Raw genomic sequence first — 16,832 nt, 5'->3', positions numbered from 1 at the left:
TTAATCTAATTTGTTGATGTAGTAATTTGGATATTTACTTTCCGCAAATGTAAATTGATTTTTTGACAAAGGTTGGTTGGTTTTGAAAGAATTAACCGTTAAAGTTGTTTTTGTACCTTTTTTACCCACTTCTATTAAGTTATAGATGTGTTTGGTTTGGATATCAATCCCTAGTAATACTTCTTTTCTCTGATCTTTAGAATTGGTAGGAACCAATTTTATATACTGAATTTTTCGGCCTTTTACGTTCTGTAAAATATCCATATTGTATTTATAACCCGTATTGAAAAAAGTTAACATTTTTGAAGGTGTAATAGCATTATCGTCTTTTTCGTTGACTTTAGAAATAGTAATTTCCTCATCTTCCGGAACAATAGTGTATGTTTTTTTACCATCAAAAATTTTAGTCACTCCCATGAAATTCAAGACATATTGATTTCCCTTCATGGTTACATTTCCTTTACTGTCCTGATTGATGTTTTCTTTAGCGTTATTCAAAGAATACTTGAAATCGATTACGATTGTATTGTAGCTTTTTACTTTGGCGGTAACTTGATCTAAAAGTTCTTTTGCTTTTTTGTCTTGTGCTTGTATTGAGAAACTAAAAAATAATAATGCTGCAATTAAAAGAAATTTTTTCCCCATATTTTCTGTATTGTTTTTTTTAGATTCTTGAATTTTTGATTTCATGGTATTAGTTGTTTTGTTCATTGTTGAAAAATTGATCAAGAGAACTCATGTCCAGAATGTTTACACTGCGTGCTTTACTTCCTTCAAAAGGGCCTACAATTCCTGCAGCTTCGAGTTGATCAATCAATCGACCTGCTCTGTTGTAGCCTAGTTTTAGTTTTCTTTGTAACAATGAAGCCGAACCTTGTTGTGCATTTACAATGATTTCGGCAGCTTCTCTAAACAAAGTATCTCTATCGGAGATATCCATATCAAGATTAATGCCACTTTCCTCCCCAACGAACTCAGGAAGTAAATAAGCTGTTGCATATGCTTTTTGTGAACCAATGAAATCAGTGATTTTCTCCACTTCGGGAGTGTCGATAAAGGCACATTGTACCCGTACCACATCATTTCCGTTAGTATAAAGCATATCACCACGTCCTATTAATTGATCGGCACCTTGAGTATCTAGAATGGTTCGGGAATCAATTTTTGAAGTAACTCTAAAAGCTATTCTCGCAGGAAAATTGGCTTTTATTAAACCTGTAATTACATTCACAGACGGTCTCTGTGTCGCTATAATTAAGTGAATTCCAATAGCTCGCGCCAGTTGTGCCAAACGTGCAATAGGAACTTCGACTTCTTTACCGGCAGTCATAATTAAATCGGCAAACTCATCCACTACAAGAACGATGTATGGCAAAAATCGGTGTCCGTTTTCAGGATTCAGTTTTCGAGCTTTAAATTTATCGTTGTATTCTTTGATGTTACGCACCATCGCATCTTTCAATAAAGAATAACGGTTGTCCATTTCCACACAAAGTGAATTTAATGTGTTGACCACTTTTGCATTATCCGTAATAATAGCATCATCCATGTCAGGAAGCTTGGCTAAATAATGTCTTTCAATTTTATTAAAAAGTGTTAGTTCAACTTTTTTAGGGTCTACCAAAACAAACTTAACTTCGGCTGGATGTTTTTTGTACAAAAGAGAAGTCAGAACAGCATTCAAACCAACAGATTTTCCTTGTCCGGTAGCTCCCGCCATCAATAAGTGAGGCATTTTGGCTAAATCCACGACAAATGTTTCGTTCGAAATTGTTTTTCCAAGAGCGATTGGTAATTCCATTTCAGCTTCCTGAAATTTGGCAGAGCCAATAACACTTTTCATCGAAACCATCGTTGGATTCTTATTCGGAACCTCGATTCCTATCGTTCCTTTTCCAGGAATAGGAGCGATGATACGAATTCCTAATGCGGAAAGTGATAAGGCGATATCATCCTCCAGACTCTTGATTTTTGAAATACGAATTCCCGCTTCCGGTACAATTTCATATAACGTAACCGATGGTCCAACGGTCGCTTTTATCTGTGCAATTTCTATTTTGTAATTGCGAAGCGTATCAACAATTCGGTTCTTATTTTCTTCTAATTCTTCTTGGTTGATGGTAATTCCTCCGGTCGAATATTCTTTTAATAAATCAATCGTAGGGAATTTGTAATTGGATAAATCCAAAGTTGGATCAAATAATCCAAAATCAGCAACCAATCGAGAGGCTAGATTTTCTTCTATAATATCTTCTTCCGGAGCCGATTCTATTACAAAAGATTCGTCAGCATTCGAAATAACTTCTGGAGTTGCAACCGGTGTAACTTGCATGGCAAGCGGTTTAGCAACGGGATCTCTGTTGATATCCGATGAATTACTGATAGTTGGTTTCAATGCTTCTTTGTTAATTTCGAATTGTGAACCATTCGTTTTTAAATGAATGTCATCTAGTTCGTCTTCAACAACAGCAAATTCTTCCAGGTTATAACCACTTTTGCCATTATTTAGAGGATTAGTGATTGGAATCACCTTCATTTCTTTTTTGGTAGTATCAAAAAAGGACTGAATACTTTCCGGCGAAAGCTTGATTTTGAAAATTATGTAGATGATTAGTCCGAATAGCAAAATCAATAATGTTCCTGTTTTTCCGATGTAATCCTGCAGAAATAAATTCAATTCATATCCAACAGTTCCGCCTAATTCAGGTGCTGAAGTGGCAAAAAATCCAAATAAAACGGATAAAATAATAATCACGAATAAATCCCAAAACCAAATATTCTTGAGCTTTCCTAAAGAAATACCAAGAACCATGTATATTCCAGTTAGGAAAAATAAGCGTACAAATATAAATGCAGCAATTCCAAAACCTCTGTAAATAAGTAAATCAGCTAAAAATGCGCCAAATTTCCCCAACCAATTGTGAACTATTTCAGCCCTGTTAGTTAGTTCTCTAACAGCGCTTTGATCTTGTTGTCCGTAAATGAAAAAGGAAATAAACGCAAATAATAAAGCTATTGAAAACAATACCAAAAGAGAACCAAAAACAATTTTGTGTTGTTTGGTGATTCTTAATGGATTATTCCCCTCAGCTTTAGCATCGTTTTTTTTATCTAAAGGTGCTGTTTTTTTTATTTTTGCCATTCTTGATTATAATAATATCTAAAGTAATATTGGGATATATATGATTAAACCGATTGCTATCGCTGTTAAAGCAGCAAAAAATACTGCTCCTGCCGCAATATCTTTAATGAATCCAATTCTTTCATGATAATTAGGATGAATAAAATCAGCTACTTTTTCAATTGCTGTATTTAAACCTTCGATACTCATCACCAAACCAATGGCTAAAGTTTGAAAAAGCCATTCCGTTTTAGAGATGCCAAAATAAAACCCGGCAATGGTCATCAATATTCCTATTGAAAATTGTACCATAATACTGTGCTCTGTGGTAATCAATTTTAAGGCACCCTTAAAAGCATAAGTGACACTTTTTAATCTCCCGGTAAAGAAAGTATTATCTTTTTGAAATTCCATTCGGATGCTGTTAAAGTACCGCTAATGCAGCTTCGTAGTTTGGTTCATCAGCAATTTCAGCAACTTGTTCCGTATGTGTAATTGTTCCGTTTTCATCAACAACAATAATAACTCTTGAATGTAATCCAGCCAAAGGTCCGTCAGTAATTTCTAAACCATTTGTTTTACCAAAACTTCCTTCTGAAAAATCAGATAAGTTAACTACATTTTCAAGTCCTTCCGCACCACAAAAACGTTTTTGAGCAAATGGTAAATCTCTTGAAATACATAAAACAGTAGTATTCTCTAAAGTACTGGCACTTTCATTAAATCTTCTAACTGATGCAGCACAAGTTCCAGTATCAACACTTGGAAAAATATTTAGAACTAATTTTTTTCCAGCAAAGTCAGCTAGTGAAGTGTATGAAAGATCGGTTTTAACTAATTTAAAATCAGCGATTTTTGTTCCTACTTTTGGTAATTCCCCTGAAGTCTGTACTGGATTTCCCCCTAATGTTATTGAAGCCATAGTGTTTGTTTTTTAATGAGGTTCAAAAGTATGAAAATTATTTAAGAATTTGTCCTCAAATGTCGTGATAAGTTTACCATTTGGGTTCAAATTATCAACTGCAAGATTCCAATGTGTTGAATAAAAAAACGCACTCGTTGCGGAGTGCGTTTTAGAAATATTGAATTAAAAATTCCTTTATTTGTCGATAGAACCCAGAACACGTTTCATAAAAGTGTTTAAAGCTTCTTTTTTATCAGTTCCGGTTTTTACCAGTTTGTTAACTTCTAAAGCGCCGTACATATTAGAAATTAATTCCCCTATAACATCTAATTCTTCATCTTTCAATGACGAAATTTCAGTCATTGCTTCCAGAACTTCGATTGTTTCTATGATGTAATCTTCATCATTTTCTTCTATAAACTGCGTTAAATGCTTAATTACGGGTAGTTTCATATTTTTAAAAGTTTAAAGTTTAATGTTTTTAAAGTTTTTAAAGTTTTTAAAGTTTTAAGGTTTTTGAGCTGCTGTTGCAGTATACTCTGTAAGTTTAGCATTAAACTTATTTATAAAGTCAGGCAACTTTAAACTTTAAACTAAGAAATGATTAAACTATTTCGTTTACTAATTCAATTAGTATTTCTTGTTTATTGGTTTGTGTTTCGTTTACCAATTTACCATTTACAAAAGTGGCAAAAGTTGGTAAATTACTCACATTCGCTAATTTTCTGGATTCTGGAAAATTTTCAGCATCAACAAGGGCAAAAGTGATTGCTTCGTTTTCTGAAGCTAATTTTTTGAATTTTGGCTTCATAATTCGGCAATTTCCGCACCATGATGCCGAAAATTGAACGACTACTTTCTCGTCTTTTGCAATTAAATCCTGTAACGTATCTTCGGTTAATTCGATTAACATATTTATTGAATTTCAAAATGCAATTGCAATAGCAATATTCAATGTTTTAATTGAAATTTGGTATTGCAATTGACATTGTTATTGAATTAGTTTAAACTTAAGTATTCAGCAGTGCTTTTTCTGTCAGCACTCATTGCTTCTTTTCCAGCTTCCCAGTTTGCAGGACAAACTTCTCCTTTTTCTTGAATGTGTGTGTATGCATCAACCATACGTAAATATTCATTTACATTACGACCTAATGGCATATCGTTTACACTTTCGTGGAAAATTTTTCCAGTTTCATCAATAAGGTAAGTTGCTCTGTACGTTACATTAGAACCTTCAATAATGATAGAATCAGTATCTTCGCTGTAGCTAGTTGATTCAACATCAAGGATTCCTAAAATATTAGATAAGTTTCTGTTTGTGTCAGCAAGAATTGGGTAAGTAACACCTTCAATTCCACCATTGTTTTTTGCAGTATTTAACCATGCAAAATGCACTTCATTAGTATCACAAGAAGCACCTATTACAATTGTGTTTCTTTGCTCAAATTCTGGTAAAGCTGCTTGAAAAGCATGTAATTCAGTTGGGCAAACGAATGTAAAATCTTTTGGGTACCAAAACAAAAGTACTTTTTTGTTGTTATTTACAGCTTCTTCGAAAATGTTGATTTTTAAATTATCACCCATTTCAGAGATAGCGTCTACTGCAATACTTGGAAATTTTTTACCTACTAATGACATTTTATTTACTTTTTTAGTTATTTTTTTGATGGTGCAAAAGTAGTTATACTAAAAGTAAATAGGAATAGCAGTTGATTATAAATATTTATTTCAAAATAGGGAATTACTATACTGTTATTTTCGAAAGATTTAAGGTATTAATTATAGGAAGTTAACCTCCACAGGAAGAGTTCCTTTGCATTTTGTGTTTTCCAAAAGTTGCTCTGCAGCGGCTTCTTGAAATTCTGCAAAATCTTGATACATTTCTATAATTCCCAAAGCATGTTCTAGATTTGGAATTATTTGTAATGCATACGGATTCCCAAAAACATATAAAACACATTTTTTGGTGGTGAATAAGTTGCCTAAAAATTGAAGTACGGAGTCTTCAATGTCAAAATTATTTAAAGGTTTTGCCTTTGGAACAAATAAAGAAATGACTAGTGTGTCAAATCTATTTAAATTTGTTTCTAATTCCTTCAAAACGGATTCACCTCCAGTTTCATAACTAAATTCTGGGGAAGGCAAAGCGTTTGTCAAGCTTTTAAAAAACACAGTGTCGGTACTTTTATAAATGCTGATTTTGGCGAAATCTTCTCTGTTTTTAGCATCAAAAACGATCACGGTATTGTGATTATCTTTTATTTTTGTAATGGAGTTTTGAGCAATTTTCAGGTTTAATTTCGAAGTGGTTTCAAAATCAAAATCTTTTTCTGAAAGGTTTGGCAAACTTAGTTTTCCATCTGTAATTCCTGCTTTTTGTTTGCATTTCCAAATGCGTTGAAAACTGGCTTCAATTCGCCCTGGAGTTGCGTTTTTTAGGATTTCCTGAATTCCTTCGGGAACATTTTCGGCAAAGCATAACACATCATTTCCGGCATTGAAAGCTTCCCATTCCAATAGCCCTTTTTGATCGTATAATTTAGAAACGCTGTGCATGTTCAACGCATCCGAAATCACTAATCCATCATAGCCTAATTGCTTGCGCAAAAGCGTTTCGATCACGGATTTTGATAACGTCGCCGAAGTATCTTTTCCTTCGTTCAAAGCTGGAACGGCTAAATGACCAATCATAATTGAATCGACATGATTCTCGATTCCTTTTATAAATGGAACTAGTTCATTGGCTAGTAATTCTTCCAATGTTTCTTTTAAAACCGGTAATCCTAAATGTGAATCGACATTAGTATTTCCGTGTCCTGGAAAATGTTTGAGGCATCCTAAAATCCCGACATCATTCATTCCTCTAAGATATTCCAGCGCAAAATCAGCTACTTTTTCTTTGTTTTGACCAAAAGAACGGTACCCAATTACCGGATTATTCGGGTTGTTATTGATGTCCGCCAATGGCGCTAAATTATAATGAATCCCAACGGATTTTAAGTCTAAACCTATTTGTTTCCCTACTTCGTAAACCAAATGTTTTTCACTTTCAGGCAAAGCGCCAAGAGTAATTGCATATGGATATTGAGGTGTTTTTTCGACGCGCATGGCTAATCCCCATTCGGCATCGATACTCATTAATAACGGAGTTGTAGCGCAATTCTGGTACCTGATAATGAGTTCCTTTAAACGTTGAAAACTATCATCATTCAGGACTACTTTTTTCTTGGTTTCATAATTCGTTGCGGCACTGGCTCGGCTATGAAAAAAAGTCAATCCACCTATATTATAATCTCTAATTAATCGTTCAGTAGCCTGAATATTTTCCTCGGTATCATTAATGAAAACGGCTGGAAAGAAAAATTGTCCTATTTTATGTTCTAATGTCATTCTGAAACAACTTTAAATGGTAAAATTAAATATCTGATTTCTTTCCAAAATCGGCTGGAAAAATCAAAAATCGTGATAAAATTAATCCCGGTATGGTTGCCAAAAACACCCAAATAAAGAAATTTCCATACCCCAAATATTCCTGAATATAACCGCTTATCATTCCCGGAAGCATCATCCCTAATGCCATAAATCCGGTTGCAATGGAGTAGTGGGACGTTTTTGATTCTCCATCGGCCACATAAATTAAATACATCATGAAAGCGGCAAAACCAAATCCATAGCCGAATTGTTCCGCGATTACCGTTGCATAAATATAGAAAACGGAACCAGGGTGAAAATGTGACAATAAAATGAATCCAATTATGGGTAAGTGCATCGCTAAAATCATGGGTAACATCCATTTTCCTAATCCATCTCTAGAAATAACAATGCCTCCTAAAATTCCTCCAATAGTAAGCGAAATCACACCAAAAGTCCCATAAATTACACCAACATCTTGTGTGGTTAAACCCATTCCGCCTGCAGTTATTGGGTCTATTAAAAAAGGAGTCAGCATTTTTAACAGTTGTGATTCCCCTAATCTGAATAACAGAATGAAAGCCAAAACTAAACCAATTTGTTTCTTTTGAAAAAAAGTTGCAAAAACAGCTCCGAAACTCTTATTTGGAACTGATTCTGTTTTTGTTTCTGAGATTTTTGCTTCAATTTTTGGAGTCGAAAAATAATTATAAATGGTAATTACTGTCATAATTAATCCTACAACTACCATCGTATACGACCAAGCTTTTTGTTTATCACCATATTCTTGTTCCAAATAACCGGCAATAACCACGATTAATCCATTTCCGGTAAGCATGGAAAGTCTGTAAAAAGTACTTCTAATGCCTAGGAAAAAGGATTGTTGGTCTTTTTCTAAAGCCAACATATAAAAGCCATCACTCGCCACATCATTAGAGGCAGATGCAAATGCGGCAACCCAAAAAACGGCTAAACTGATAACGAAAAAATTATTCAAAGGAATCGTTAAACCTACAATCAAAAAAGCTAGTGAAATGAGCAATTGCATACCTAAAAACCACTTTCTCTTAGTAGAATAAAGATCAATAAACGGACTCCACAACGGTTTAATTACCCAAGGTAAATACAGTAAACTGGTATAAATTCCAATATCCTCATTGTTGATTCCGAGGTTTTTATACATAATCACCGATACCGAAATAATAATGGCATAAGGCAATCCGGAAGCAAAGTTTAAAACGGGAATCCAATACCAAGGTCTATTGTCTGTTTTCATTTTTAGCGTATTATATTCGATTAAATTTTATAGCGTAAAGTTCACTAAAGTTGGGTCACTTTCATTACCATAAAAATCAATGAATGTAATCGCGCAGGTTGTGTTTTTGTCTAATTTGTATGTTGGAATCACAATTTCCACAGTATCAACATTGTCTTTGAATGCTATTTTATCAAGAATTTGGCTTGGATCGTTGACATCAATTTTTGAATTGAATTTGGCACCATAAACCATAACATAACGCACTTTACTGTACAAAGGATACGTAACATTGAATCTTGATGAAATAGGATCTATCAAAATGTTATTCGCTGTGGGTACGATAGCCATTTTTTTCACAGAACTAGGAACCACAGTAGGAAGAGCAGGATATTTGTATTGGTTTTCTGTTAGTAATTTAGTCACGCTTTGATTTTTATTCAAAAACGATTTGGCACTAAAAAAAGCATTTCCCTGAATGTTCTTGTAAGATCTGGTGATGTCTATTTGATTCGGAATTTCATTTGGATTATTCCATCTTTTATCAGAATCCGTGTTGATTTTATACGTTCCGTTTCCAATGTAGATTGCGGTATTTGTTGAATTTTCTGACCACCAACGCAATAATTTTGAATAAGAAGCTTTTGGATGATCCATGCTCCAGTACAATTGAGGAACAAGGTAATCAATCCATTTGTTTTCCATCCAAGCCAACGGATCAGCGAATAAATCATCGTAATTAGTTTGTCCGGCCTCTGTTTCTGAACCTTTTGGATCCACAGATTTATTTCTCCAAACTCCAAACGGGCTGATACCAAATTGTACCCAAGGTTTGATGTTTTTAATAGAAACTGAAACATCTTTCACAAAAGTATTTACATTCGAACGTCTCCAATCCTCTATACTCATTCCGTTTCCATATTTTTTGAAAGAATCGGTATCATTAAATACTTCTCCTTTTATTCTGTACGGATAAAAATAGTCGTCAAAATGTATGGCATCAATGTCATAATTTTGAACTACTTCTTCCACAACGGTCAATAAATGTTTTTGAACTTCTGGTAATGCGGGATTGTAATAATATTTTCCACCGTATTTAATCATCCAGTCCGAATGTTTGAAATAGTCATGTTCCGGACTTAATAGTGCGGTATTGTAATCCATTGTAGCACGATATGGATTTAACCAAGCATGAAATTCAAATCCACGGGCATGAGTTTCAGCAATCATCCAAGCCAATGTGTCAAAATAGGGTTTTGGAGCTTGTCCTTCTTTTCCAGTCAAAAAACGGGACCAAGGCGCTAATTTTGTTGGATAAAAAGCATCACCGACACTTCGAATCTGAACAATTACAGCATTATAATTTAGTTTTTTATACGTGTCTAAAATCTCAATATAATCTGCTTTTTGTTTGGCTACATTATCAGTACTGGTTTTTGGCCAGTCAATATTTACCACGGTAGCAATCCAAACGGCTCTAAATTCATTTTTTGGATTTGTTGCCATTGCTTGTGCGTTACCATTCCAAAAAGAAAGTAAAAGGAACGAAATAAGCAAAAGGGTGTGCTTGTAATTTTTCATTAGAGTCTTGTTTATAAAGTATTCAAAAATAGTTTTTTTAGTGAAATTTACCAGTTAAAATGGTTTTAAAATTTGACTTATTTTAACAGCGCAATTTCTTTGCCAATTTTTTCTAAATCCGTTTGAATGCACTTTCTGACAAACCATAAAAGGATTTGAATATTTTGAATTTTTCTTATTTGATTTTTTAACTTATAATAAGGTATATATTTATATTTGTGAAAATAATAGCAATTTACTCCACTAAATGTCAATCACGCCTCAATTACAGCAATTATCTGAATCATTAGAAGCAACTCTTTTATATGATGATCTCCATAAAACATTGTATGCCACAGATGCTTCTGCGTATCGGATTATGCCAGTTGCGGTAGCGATTCCAAAATCAGAGGAAGATATTGTTAAAATTATTCGCTTTGCAGCAAAAAATAAAATTTCAATTACGCCCAGAACTGCTGGAACTTCCTTGGCAGGTCAAACAGTAGGGAATGGAATAATTGTAGATGTTTCGAAACATTTTACCAAGATTGTCGCTTTTGATACAGCAAAAAAAACGGTCACTGTACAGCCGGGAGTGATTCGGGATGAACTGAATTTATATTTAAAAGAACACGGATTGTTTTTTGGACCCAATACTTCAACTTCAAATCGATGTATGCTTGGAGGAATGGTAGGGAATAATTCATCGGGAACTACGTCGATACGCTATGGGGTTACCCGAGATAAAATAGTGGAAATTAAAGCGGTTTTGAGTGATGGAACTTCGGTAGTATTTAAAGAAATGACTTCGGCGGAATTCATTGAAAAAACAAAAGGGAACACGCTTGAAAGTTCAATTTATAAAACCATTTATGAGGAACTTTCGAATACAGAAAACCAAAAAGAGATTATAAAGGAATTTCCAAAACCTGAAATTCATAGAAGAAATACCGGTTACGCAATTGATTTATTATTGAAATCAGAACTTTTTGGAGGAACAGAAAATACCATAAATTTAGGGAAACTTCTTTGCGGAAGCGAAGGAACTTTAGCGTTTACTACAGAAATTACATTGAAAGTGGACGATTTGCCACCAACAAATAATGTTATGGTAGTGGCTCATTTTCATACCATTCAGGAAAGTTTAGAAGCTGTAGTTACTGCGATGAAACATCATTTGTATACGTGTGAAATGATGGATGACACGATATTGGATTGTACCAAAACCAACAGAGAGCAAGCCAAAAACAGATTTTTTATTCAAGGCGAACCAAAAGCGGTTATCATGCTCGAAGTAGCTTCGCATATTAGTATGGAAGATGCCGAAAGACAAGCGAATGATTTGATCGCCGATTTGGAAAGAAATAATTTTGGGTATGCTTTGCCAAAAATTTACGGAGCTGATATTGATAAAATAAATGAGTTGCGAAAAGCTGGTCTTGGACTTTTAGGAAGTATTGTCGGCGATGATAAAGCGGCCGATTCCATTGAAGATACCGCTGTTGAGTTGAGTGATTTGCCCAATTATATTGCCGAATTCTCAGCGATGATGGAGCGTCACGGGCAGAGTGCTATTTATTATGCTCATGCCGGTGCTGGAGAAATTCATTTGCGACCAGTTTTAAATTTGAAAACAAAAGAAGGATTGCACCAATTTAGAAACATTGCAACCGAAGTGGCTATTTTGGTAAAAAAATACAGAGGTTCATTGAGTGGGGAACATGGTGACGGAATTGTTAGAGGTGAGTTTTTGCCTTTTATGATTGGAGACCAAAATTATGAATTGTTGAAAAGAATCAAACATGCTTTTGATCCGAATACCATTTTGAATGTGGGGAAAATTGTGAACGCTTTCAAAATGGATGAAAATCTTAGGGTGGAAGCGGGCAGAGTGGAACCGGATATACAAACGATTCAGGATTTCTCTGATAGTTTGGGGATTTTGCGTGCCGCGGAAAAATGCAATGGTTCCGGTGATTGCAGAAAATTACCTTCGGCCGGTGGGACTTTGTGTCCAAGTTACCGCGCTACCCGAAATGAAAAAGATACGACTCGTGCCAGAGCCAATGCGTTGAGAGAATACCTGACGCATTCAGAAAAAGATAATAAATTCGACCACGAAGAATTATATAAAGTATTTGACTTGTGCGTAAGTTGTAAAGCGTGCGCGAGCGAATGTCCCAGTAATGTGGATGTGGCAGCTTTAAAATCGGAGTTTTTGTATCAATATCAAAAAGCAAATGGATTTTCATGGCGAAATAAAGTTTTTGCTTTTAATGCGAAACTGAATGGACTGGGAAGTATCACTCCAAGGTTCACTAATTTTATGGTGAATTTGCCTTTGGTAAAAAAAAGCATGGGAATTGCACCAAAAAGAGAAGTGCCGTTTTTGGCTCCACAAACTTTTAGGAAATGGTATGAGAAAAATTGGAATCAGGCGCCAAGTGATTCTTTTGTAAACGGAAAAGTATGTTTGTTTTGTGATGAATTCACTAATTTCTATGATGTTTCGGTTGGAATCGATGCGTACGAGTTATTGACAATATTAGGATATGAAGTGATTCTGGTGGATCATGAAGAAAGCGGAAGAGCGTTTATTTCTAAAGGTTTTCTCGAAGAAGCAAAAGCAATTGCGAATATAAACGTTGGCATTTTTTCGAATTATATTACTGCTGATTGTCCGTTGATAGGAATTGAACCTTCAGCGATATTAACCTTTAGAGACGAATATGTTCGATTGGCTGACGATAAAGAGGGTGCTGAAAAATTAGCCAAAAACGTATTTACGATTGAAGAGTTTTTCAAAAATGAGATTACTTCAGGTAAAATTCATGCAGAGCAATTTTCTGAGGAGGCGAAAACAATAAAAATTCACGGACACTGTCATCAAAAGTCATTGAGTACGATTGAAGCGACTTTTGCGATGTTGAATGTACCAAAAAACAGTTCGGTTACCATTTATAATTCGGGTTGTTGTGGTATGGCAGGTTCTTTTGGATATGAAAAAGAACATTATGAAATCAGCATGCAAATGGGTGAAGATACATTGTTTCCAAAAATTAGAACAACAGACTCAACAACAACTATTGCTGCGGCGGGAACCAGTTGTCGCCACCAGATTTTTGACGGAACTAGCAGAAAAGCATTGCATCCGGTGACAATTTTAAGAAGTTGTTTGAAATAATCAGCAAATCAGAATACGTTTTAAATAGGGCGGAAAAATACTTTTCAATTTTAATAGATTTTCTTTTTTAATGTTAAAATTATTTTATTTGACTTTTTTAGTTGAAAAATAAATCATTTTAAACGTATTGAAAAATAATAAAAAAAAATAGTTGGAGAAACGGCATTAGTTCAATTTGTTTTATACTTTTGATTTTTGAAGATTATTTGCATAATATCTAACATAAAAACATATAATTTACAGTATATTAATTTTTAATGATAAAATTTACAATATGGCGTTAAACGGTTTATTCAGAAAAAAGACAGTACAGGATATTTTAAAACAAGTTGAGAAAAATAATACTGATGGACATAATGCCTTAGGTAAACATTTGACTGCACGAGATTTGACTGCTTTTGGAATCGCTGCAATTGTAGGAGCCGGTATTTTTAGTACCATTGGAAAAGCAAGTGCCGATGGAGGTCCTGCAGTTATCTTTCTATTCTTGTTTACTGCTATAGCCTGTAGTTTTGCTGCTTTTGCTTATGCTGAATTTGCCTCGATGGTTCCCGTTTCCGGAAGTGCTTATACCTATTCGTATGTTGCTTTTGGTGAAATTATTGCCTGGATTATTGGTTGGGCATTGATTATGGAATACTCCGTAGGTAATATAACAGTGGCTATATCGTGGAGTGATTATTTTACTGGTTTGCTCGAAAGTGGAGGTCTTCACTTGCCACAATGGGTTCAAATGGATTATTTATCTGCTTCTAAAGGATTTGATGAAGCTACAGCATTGATGCAAGGCGGAAAAACATACGAAAACTTAAGTCCTGCTATTCAAGATGCTTATGTCGCCTGGACAACTTCACCAGTTATTGGGTCGTTTCATTTCGTAGCCGATCTTCCGGCATTATTGATTATTGTTTTAATCACAGCATTGATTTACCGTGGGATGAAAGAGTCCAGAAATGCGAGTAATATCATGGTGGTTGTTAAACTGTGTATCGTTCTTTTGGTAATTGCCGTTGGTGTTTTCTATGTAGATACTGCTAATTGGGATCCATTTGCACCTAATGGAGTTACAGGAGTTTTGAAAGGAGTTTCAGCAGTGTTTTTTGCTTATATTGGATTTGATGCTATTTCAACAACAGCAGAAGAATGTAAAGATCCGCAACGTGATTTGCCAAGAGGAATGATGTGGGCCATTATTATATGTACCATTTTATATATTGCTATAGCTTTAGTGTTAACTGGAATGGTTAGTTATGACCAATTGAATGTAGGTGATCCTTTAGCTTTTGTATTTGAAAAATTAGACTTAAAATGGATGTCAGGAATTATTGCAGTAAGTGCAGTAGTGGCTATGGCGAGTGTTTTATTGGTTTTCCAAATGGGACAACCGCGTATCTGGATGAGCATGAGTCGTGATGGGTTGTTACCAAAGCGTTTCTCAAAAGTGCATCCAAAATACAAAACGCCATCTTACGCAACAATTGTAACCGGTTTTGTGGTTGCGGTTCCTGCTTTGTTTTTGAATCTAACTATGGTTACAGATTTGTGTAGTATTGGGACTTTATTCGCTTTTGTATTGGTTTGTGCAGGAGTTTTGGCTTTGCAAAATAAGACTGATATTCCAAGAGGAAAGTTCAAAACACCGTATGTAAATTCAAAATTTATTATGCCGGTTTTGCTTCTTATCGGGTTGGTATTTGCTTTTGGATACAATAAGAAAGCGACGATGGATTTTATTACCAATGAAACTCAAATCAATAATGCTGCGGATATAATCACATCGTTGAATAAAGAAGAAACTCAAAAAGTGTATGATTATTTAGTAACAATTGACGCTAAAAACAGTACGACCGAAACACCGGATTTAGAACATTTGTTAAGTCAGTACCAACAAGATGATGCAAAATATGCGTCAGTTATTGCTGGTTTACCAATTGCCGATTCTGTTAAATATGAAAGTGGTTTTGGTTTGTTCAAACATAAAATTCCAATGTGGATTTTCCTAGTTGTTTTAGTTGGATTGATGGTTTGGTCATACAAAGAAAATTTATCTTTAATTCCACTATTAGGCTTGATTTGTTGTTTGTATATGATGGCAGAACTTAGTGTTTGGAACTGGATTTATTTTGGAGTTTGGCTTTTAATTGGATTGGTAATCTATTTTAGCTTTAGCCGAAAAAACAGCAAGTTGAATAGTGTAGAAATTTAAAAATAACCTCATTTATAATAAAAACCGTCTTGTTAAAACTGGACGGTTTTTTTTGTGTTTTTTAGTGAAGTATTTAAGTGGTATTGTGTCCAAAATTAATTTATTAGACTTAAGAAATGTATTGGTTTTACTACTGTGAGAGCACAATTAAAACAATCGCTATTAAAGCTAAAAACAGCCCTATAAAATTCATTTTGCTCAGTTTTTCTTTAAAAATTAGAACGCCTACAAGACTGCCAATAATAATCACTCCCATATTCATACCCGCAAAAACGGTTGAAGGGTTTTTTGAAAATTCCTGATGTGCTTTAAGGTAGAAAAGAATATTCCCAAAGTTGAAAATACCAACTAAAGCACCAAAAAGAATGTTATGGATATTTAATGTTACTTGTTTAAAAATCACTTCATAGGCAACCACAGTAAACATGATACACATTGCTATTCCTAGGATGACAAATAATGAAGTGGTGTAAGGCAGACTGGTATAAGTGGCAATTTGTTTGAAGAGAATGTCTATGACTCCAAAGCCAATCAAGACTACAGCGGGATAACCCCATTTATTTTTAGTGTTTTCGGTGTTTTTAGTGAGAATAAGCAACAGTGCCGGGATTGCCAATACGAAAGCCGAGATTTTCAACATATTGAATTCTTCTTTGAATAGAAGCCAAGCCGCAAGAATAGGGATGAATAATGACAGTCTTTGGGCTGCATCAGTTTTTACAATTCCCATGTGTTTGATGGATGCCGCCAAAAAAAGGAATATAGAAGGCAATAAAACGCCAATGGTTATATAAAGCCACCAAGGCGCAGTAGATTCCATTGTATTTAAGTCAGGGCTGAATGATAGGTAGCAAAGTGTTCCAGCAAACACATAATTCCAAGCGACTATTTGGGTGTGGCTGATGGTATATTTTCGGGCGACTTTAAATATCACACCCACGGTAACACTGCAAATAATACTTAAGATTAGAAATAACATAGATTTATATATTTATGCTGCAAAATTACTATTTATATGTTTGGATTGCATATCCCATCCTATGAAAAAGGAATCGCATTTGTTTTTTGTGTTACTTTTTTTTAAATCGGTACTACTAACTGTAAAGTAGTATGAGCACTGTATTGTAAACAAAGTTGTTAGATAATTTCTATAGAATTCTTTTATCTTGTGAATGCCTCTGATTATCCCAA

Annotated in this window: 13 protein-coding genes; 2 read left to right on the top strand and 11 right to left on the bottom strand. The window is 34.5% G+C overall.

All coding sequences use genetic code 11. The annotated features are described in order from the left end of the window. The 10 genes from C8C87_RS08505 to C8C87_RS08460 form a co-directional block, all read right to left on the bottom strand. Positions 1 to 690 carry an outer membrane lipoprotein carrier protein LolA gene (locus C8C87_RS08505; RefSeq protein WP_099716312.1) on the bottom strand — a complete coding sequence of 230 codons (690 nt, stop codon included), beginning with the start codon at positions 688 to 690 and terminating at the stop codon, positions 1 to 3. A 4-nt stretch (positions 691 to 694) separates the two neighbouring features. Beyond that, a complete protein-coding gene (locus tag C8C87_RS08500; protein ID WP_121342296.1) occupies positions 695 to 3,142 on the bottom strand; it encodes a DNA translocase FtsK in 2,448 nt (815 codons plus the stop codon). A gap of 18 nt (positions 3,143 to 3,160) precedes the next feature. Beyond that, positions 3,161 to 3,535 carry a diacylglycerol kinase family protein gene (locus C8C87_RS08495; RefSeq protein ID WP_099715178.1) on the bottom strand — a complete coding sequence of 125 codons (375 nt, stop codon included), beginning with the start codon at positions 3,533 to 3,535 and terminating at the stop codon, positions 3,161 to 3,163. Positions 3,536 to 3,545: 10 nt separating this feature from the next. After that, complete coding sequence (tpx, locus tag C8C87_RS08490; RefSeq protein WP_099715179.1) at positions 3,546 to 4,043, bottom strand: thiol peroxidase; 498 nt, start codon at positions 4,041 to 4,043, stop codon at positions 3,546 to 3,548. 177 nt (positions 4,044 to 4,220) lie between these two features. Next, complete coding sequence (locus C8C87_RS08485; RefSeq protein ID WP_091172168.1) at positions 4,221 to 4,478, bottom strand: hypothetical protein; 258 nt, start codon at positions 4,476 to 4,478, stop codon at positions 4,221 to 4,223. 151 nt (positions 4,479 to 4,629) lie between these two features. Next, positions 4,630 to 4,938, bottom strand: coding sequence for a co-chaperone YbbN (locus C8C87_RS08480; RefSeq protein ID WP_121342295.1), 309 nt, complete (start codon positions 4,936 to 4,938; stop codon positions 4,630 to 4,632). A gap of 86 nt (positions 4,939 to 5,024) precedes the next feature. Next, positions 5,025 to 5,663 (bottom strand): peroxiredoxin, encoded by a 639-nt coding sequence (locus C8C87_RS08475; protein WP_121342294.1) that lies wholly within the window; start codon positions 5,661 to 5,663, stop codon positions 5,025 to 5,027. A gap of 141 nt (positions 5,664 to 5,804) precedes the next feature. After that, a complete protein-coding gene (locus C8C87_RS08470; RefSeq protein ID WP_121342293.1) occupies positions 5,805 to 7,415 on the bottom strand; it encodes a glycoside hydrolase family 3 protein in 1,611 nt (536 codons plus the stop codon). A 25-nt stretch (positions 7,416 to 7,440) separates the two neighbouring features. Next, positions 7,441 to 8,712, bottom strand: coding sequence for an MFS transporter (locus C8C87_RS08465; protein WP_121342292.1), 1,272 nt, complete (start codon positions 8,710 to 8,712; stop codon positions 7,441 to 7,443). Between the two features lie 27 nt (positions 8,713 to 8,739). Continuing rightward, positions 8,740 to 10,272, bottom strand: coding sequence for a glycoside hydrolase family 10 protein (locus C8C87_RS08460; RefSeq protein ID WP_121342291.1), 1,533 nt, complete (start codon positions 10,270 to 10,272; stop codon positions 8,740 to 8,742). A gap of 247 nt (positions 10,273 to 10,519) precedes the next feature. Here C8C87_RS08460 and C8C87_RS08455 point away from each other — a divergent pair, with 247 nt between their 5' ends. Together C8C87_RS08455 and C8C87_RS08450 are read left to right on the top strand one after the other, a co-directional pair. Next, positions 10,520 to 13,435 (top strand): FAD-binding and (Fe-S)-binding domain-containing protein, encoded by a 2,916-nt coding sequence (locus C8C87_RS08455; RefSeq protein WP_121342290.1) that lies wholly within the window; start codon positions 10,520 to 10,522, stop codon positions 13,433 to 13,435. A 274-nt stretch (positions 13,436 to 13,709) separates the two neighbouring features. Then, the gene (locus tag C8C87_RS08450) at positions 13,710 to 15,641 is read left to right on the top strand and encodes an amino acid permease (RefSeq protein WP_121342289.1); all 1,932 of its coding nucleotides are present in this window, start codon (positions 13,710 to 13,712) and stop codon (positions 15,639 to 15,641) included. 130 nt (positions 15,642 to 15,771) lie between these two features. Here the strand turns inward: C8C87_RS08450 and C8C87_RS08445 are convergent, their stop codons facing one another. Then, positions 15,772 to 16,620, bottom strand: coding sequence for an EamA family transporter (locus tag C8C87_RS08445; protein WP_121342288.1), 849 nt, complete (start codon positions 16,618 to 16,620; stop codon positions 15,772 to 15,774). Between the last annotated feature and the right edge of the window lie 212 nt (positions 16,621 to 16,832).

The organism is Flavobacterium sp. 120 (assembly GCF_003633605.1).
Taxonomy (GTDB): domain Bacteria; phylum Bacteroidota; class Bacteroidia; order Flavobacteriales; family Flavobacteriaceae; genus Flavobacterium; species Flavobacterium algoritolerans.
This window is presented reverse-complemented; position numbering and strand designations above follow the sequence as displayed.

Bases quoted from the DNA above. Each gene is read 5' to 3' on its own strand.
- C8C87_RS08505 (WP_099716312.1), bottom strand. From the start codon at position 690: ATGAAATCAAAAATTCAAGAATCTAAAAAAAACAATACAGAAAATATG.
- C8C87_RS08500 (WP_121342296.1), bottom strand. From the start codon at position 3,142: ATGGCAAAAATAAAAAAAACAGCACCTTTAGATAAAAAAAACGATGCT.
- C8C87_RS08495 (WP_099715178.1), bottom strand. From the start codon at position 3,535: ATGGAATTTCAAAAAGATAATACTTTCTTTACCGGGAGATTAAAAAGT.
- tpx (WP_099715179.1), bottom strand. From the start codon at position 4,043: ATGGCTTCAATAACATTAGGGGGAAATCCAGTACAGACTTCAGGGGAA.
- C8C87_RS08485 (WP_091172168.1), bottom strand. From the start codon at position 4,478: ATGAAACTACCCGTAATTAAGCATTTAACGCAGTTTATAGAAGAAAAT.
- C8C87_RS08480 (WP_121342295.1), bottom strand. From the start codon at position 4,938: ATGTTAATCGAATTAACCGAAGATACGTTACAGGATTTAATTGCAAAA.
- C8C87_RS08475 (WP_121342294.1), bottom strand. From the start codon at position 5,663: ATGTCATTAGTAGGTAAAAAATTTCCAAGTATTGCAGTAGACGCTATC.
- C8C87_RS08470 (WP_121342293.1), bottom strand. From the start codon at position 7,415: ATGACATTAGAACATAAAATAGGACAATTTTTCTTTCCAGCCGTTTTC.
- C8C87_RS08465 (WP_121342292.1), bottom strand. From the start codon at position 8,712: ATGAAAACAGACAATAGACCTTGGTATTGGATTCCCGTTTTAAACTTT.
- C8C87_RS08460 (WP_121342291.1), bottom strand. From the start codon at position 10,272: ATGAAAAATTACAAGCACACCCTTTTGCTTATTTCGTTCCTTTTACTT.
- C8C87_RS08455 (WP_121342290.1), top strand. From the start codon at position 10,520: ATGTCAATCACGCCTCAATTACAGCAATTATCTGAATCATTAGAAGCA.
- C8C87_RS08450 (WP_121342289.1), top strand. From the start codon at position 13,710: ATGGCGTTAAACGGTTTATTCAGAAAAAAGACAGTACAGGATATTTTA.
- C8C87_RS08445 (WP_121342288.1), bottom strand. From the start codon at position 16,620: ATGTTATTTCTAATCTTAAGTATTATTTGCAGTGTTACCGTGGGTGTG.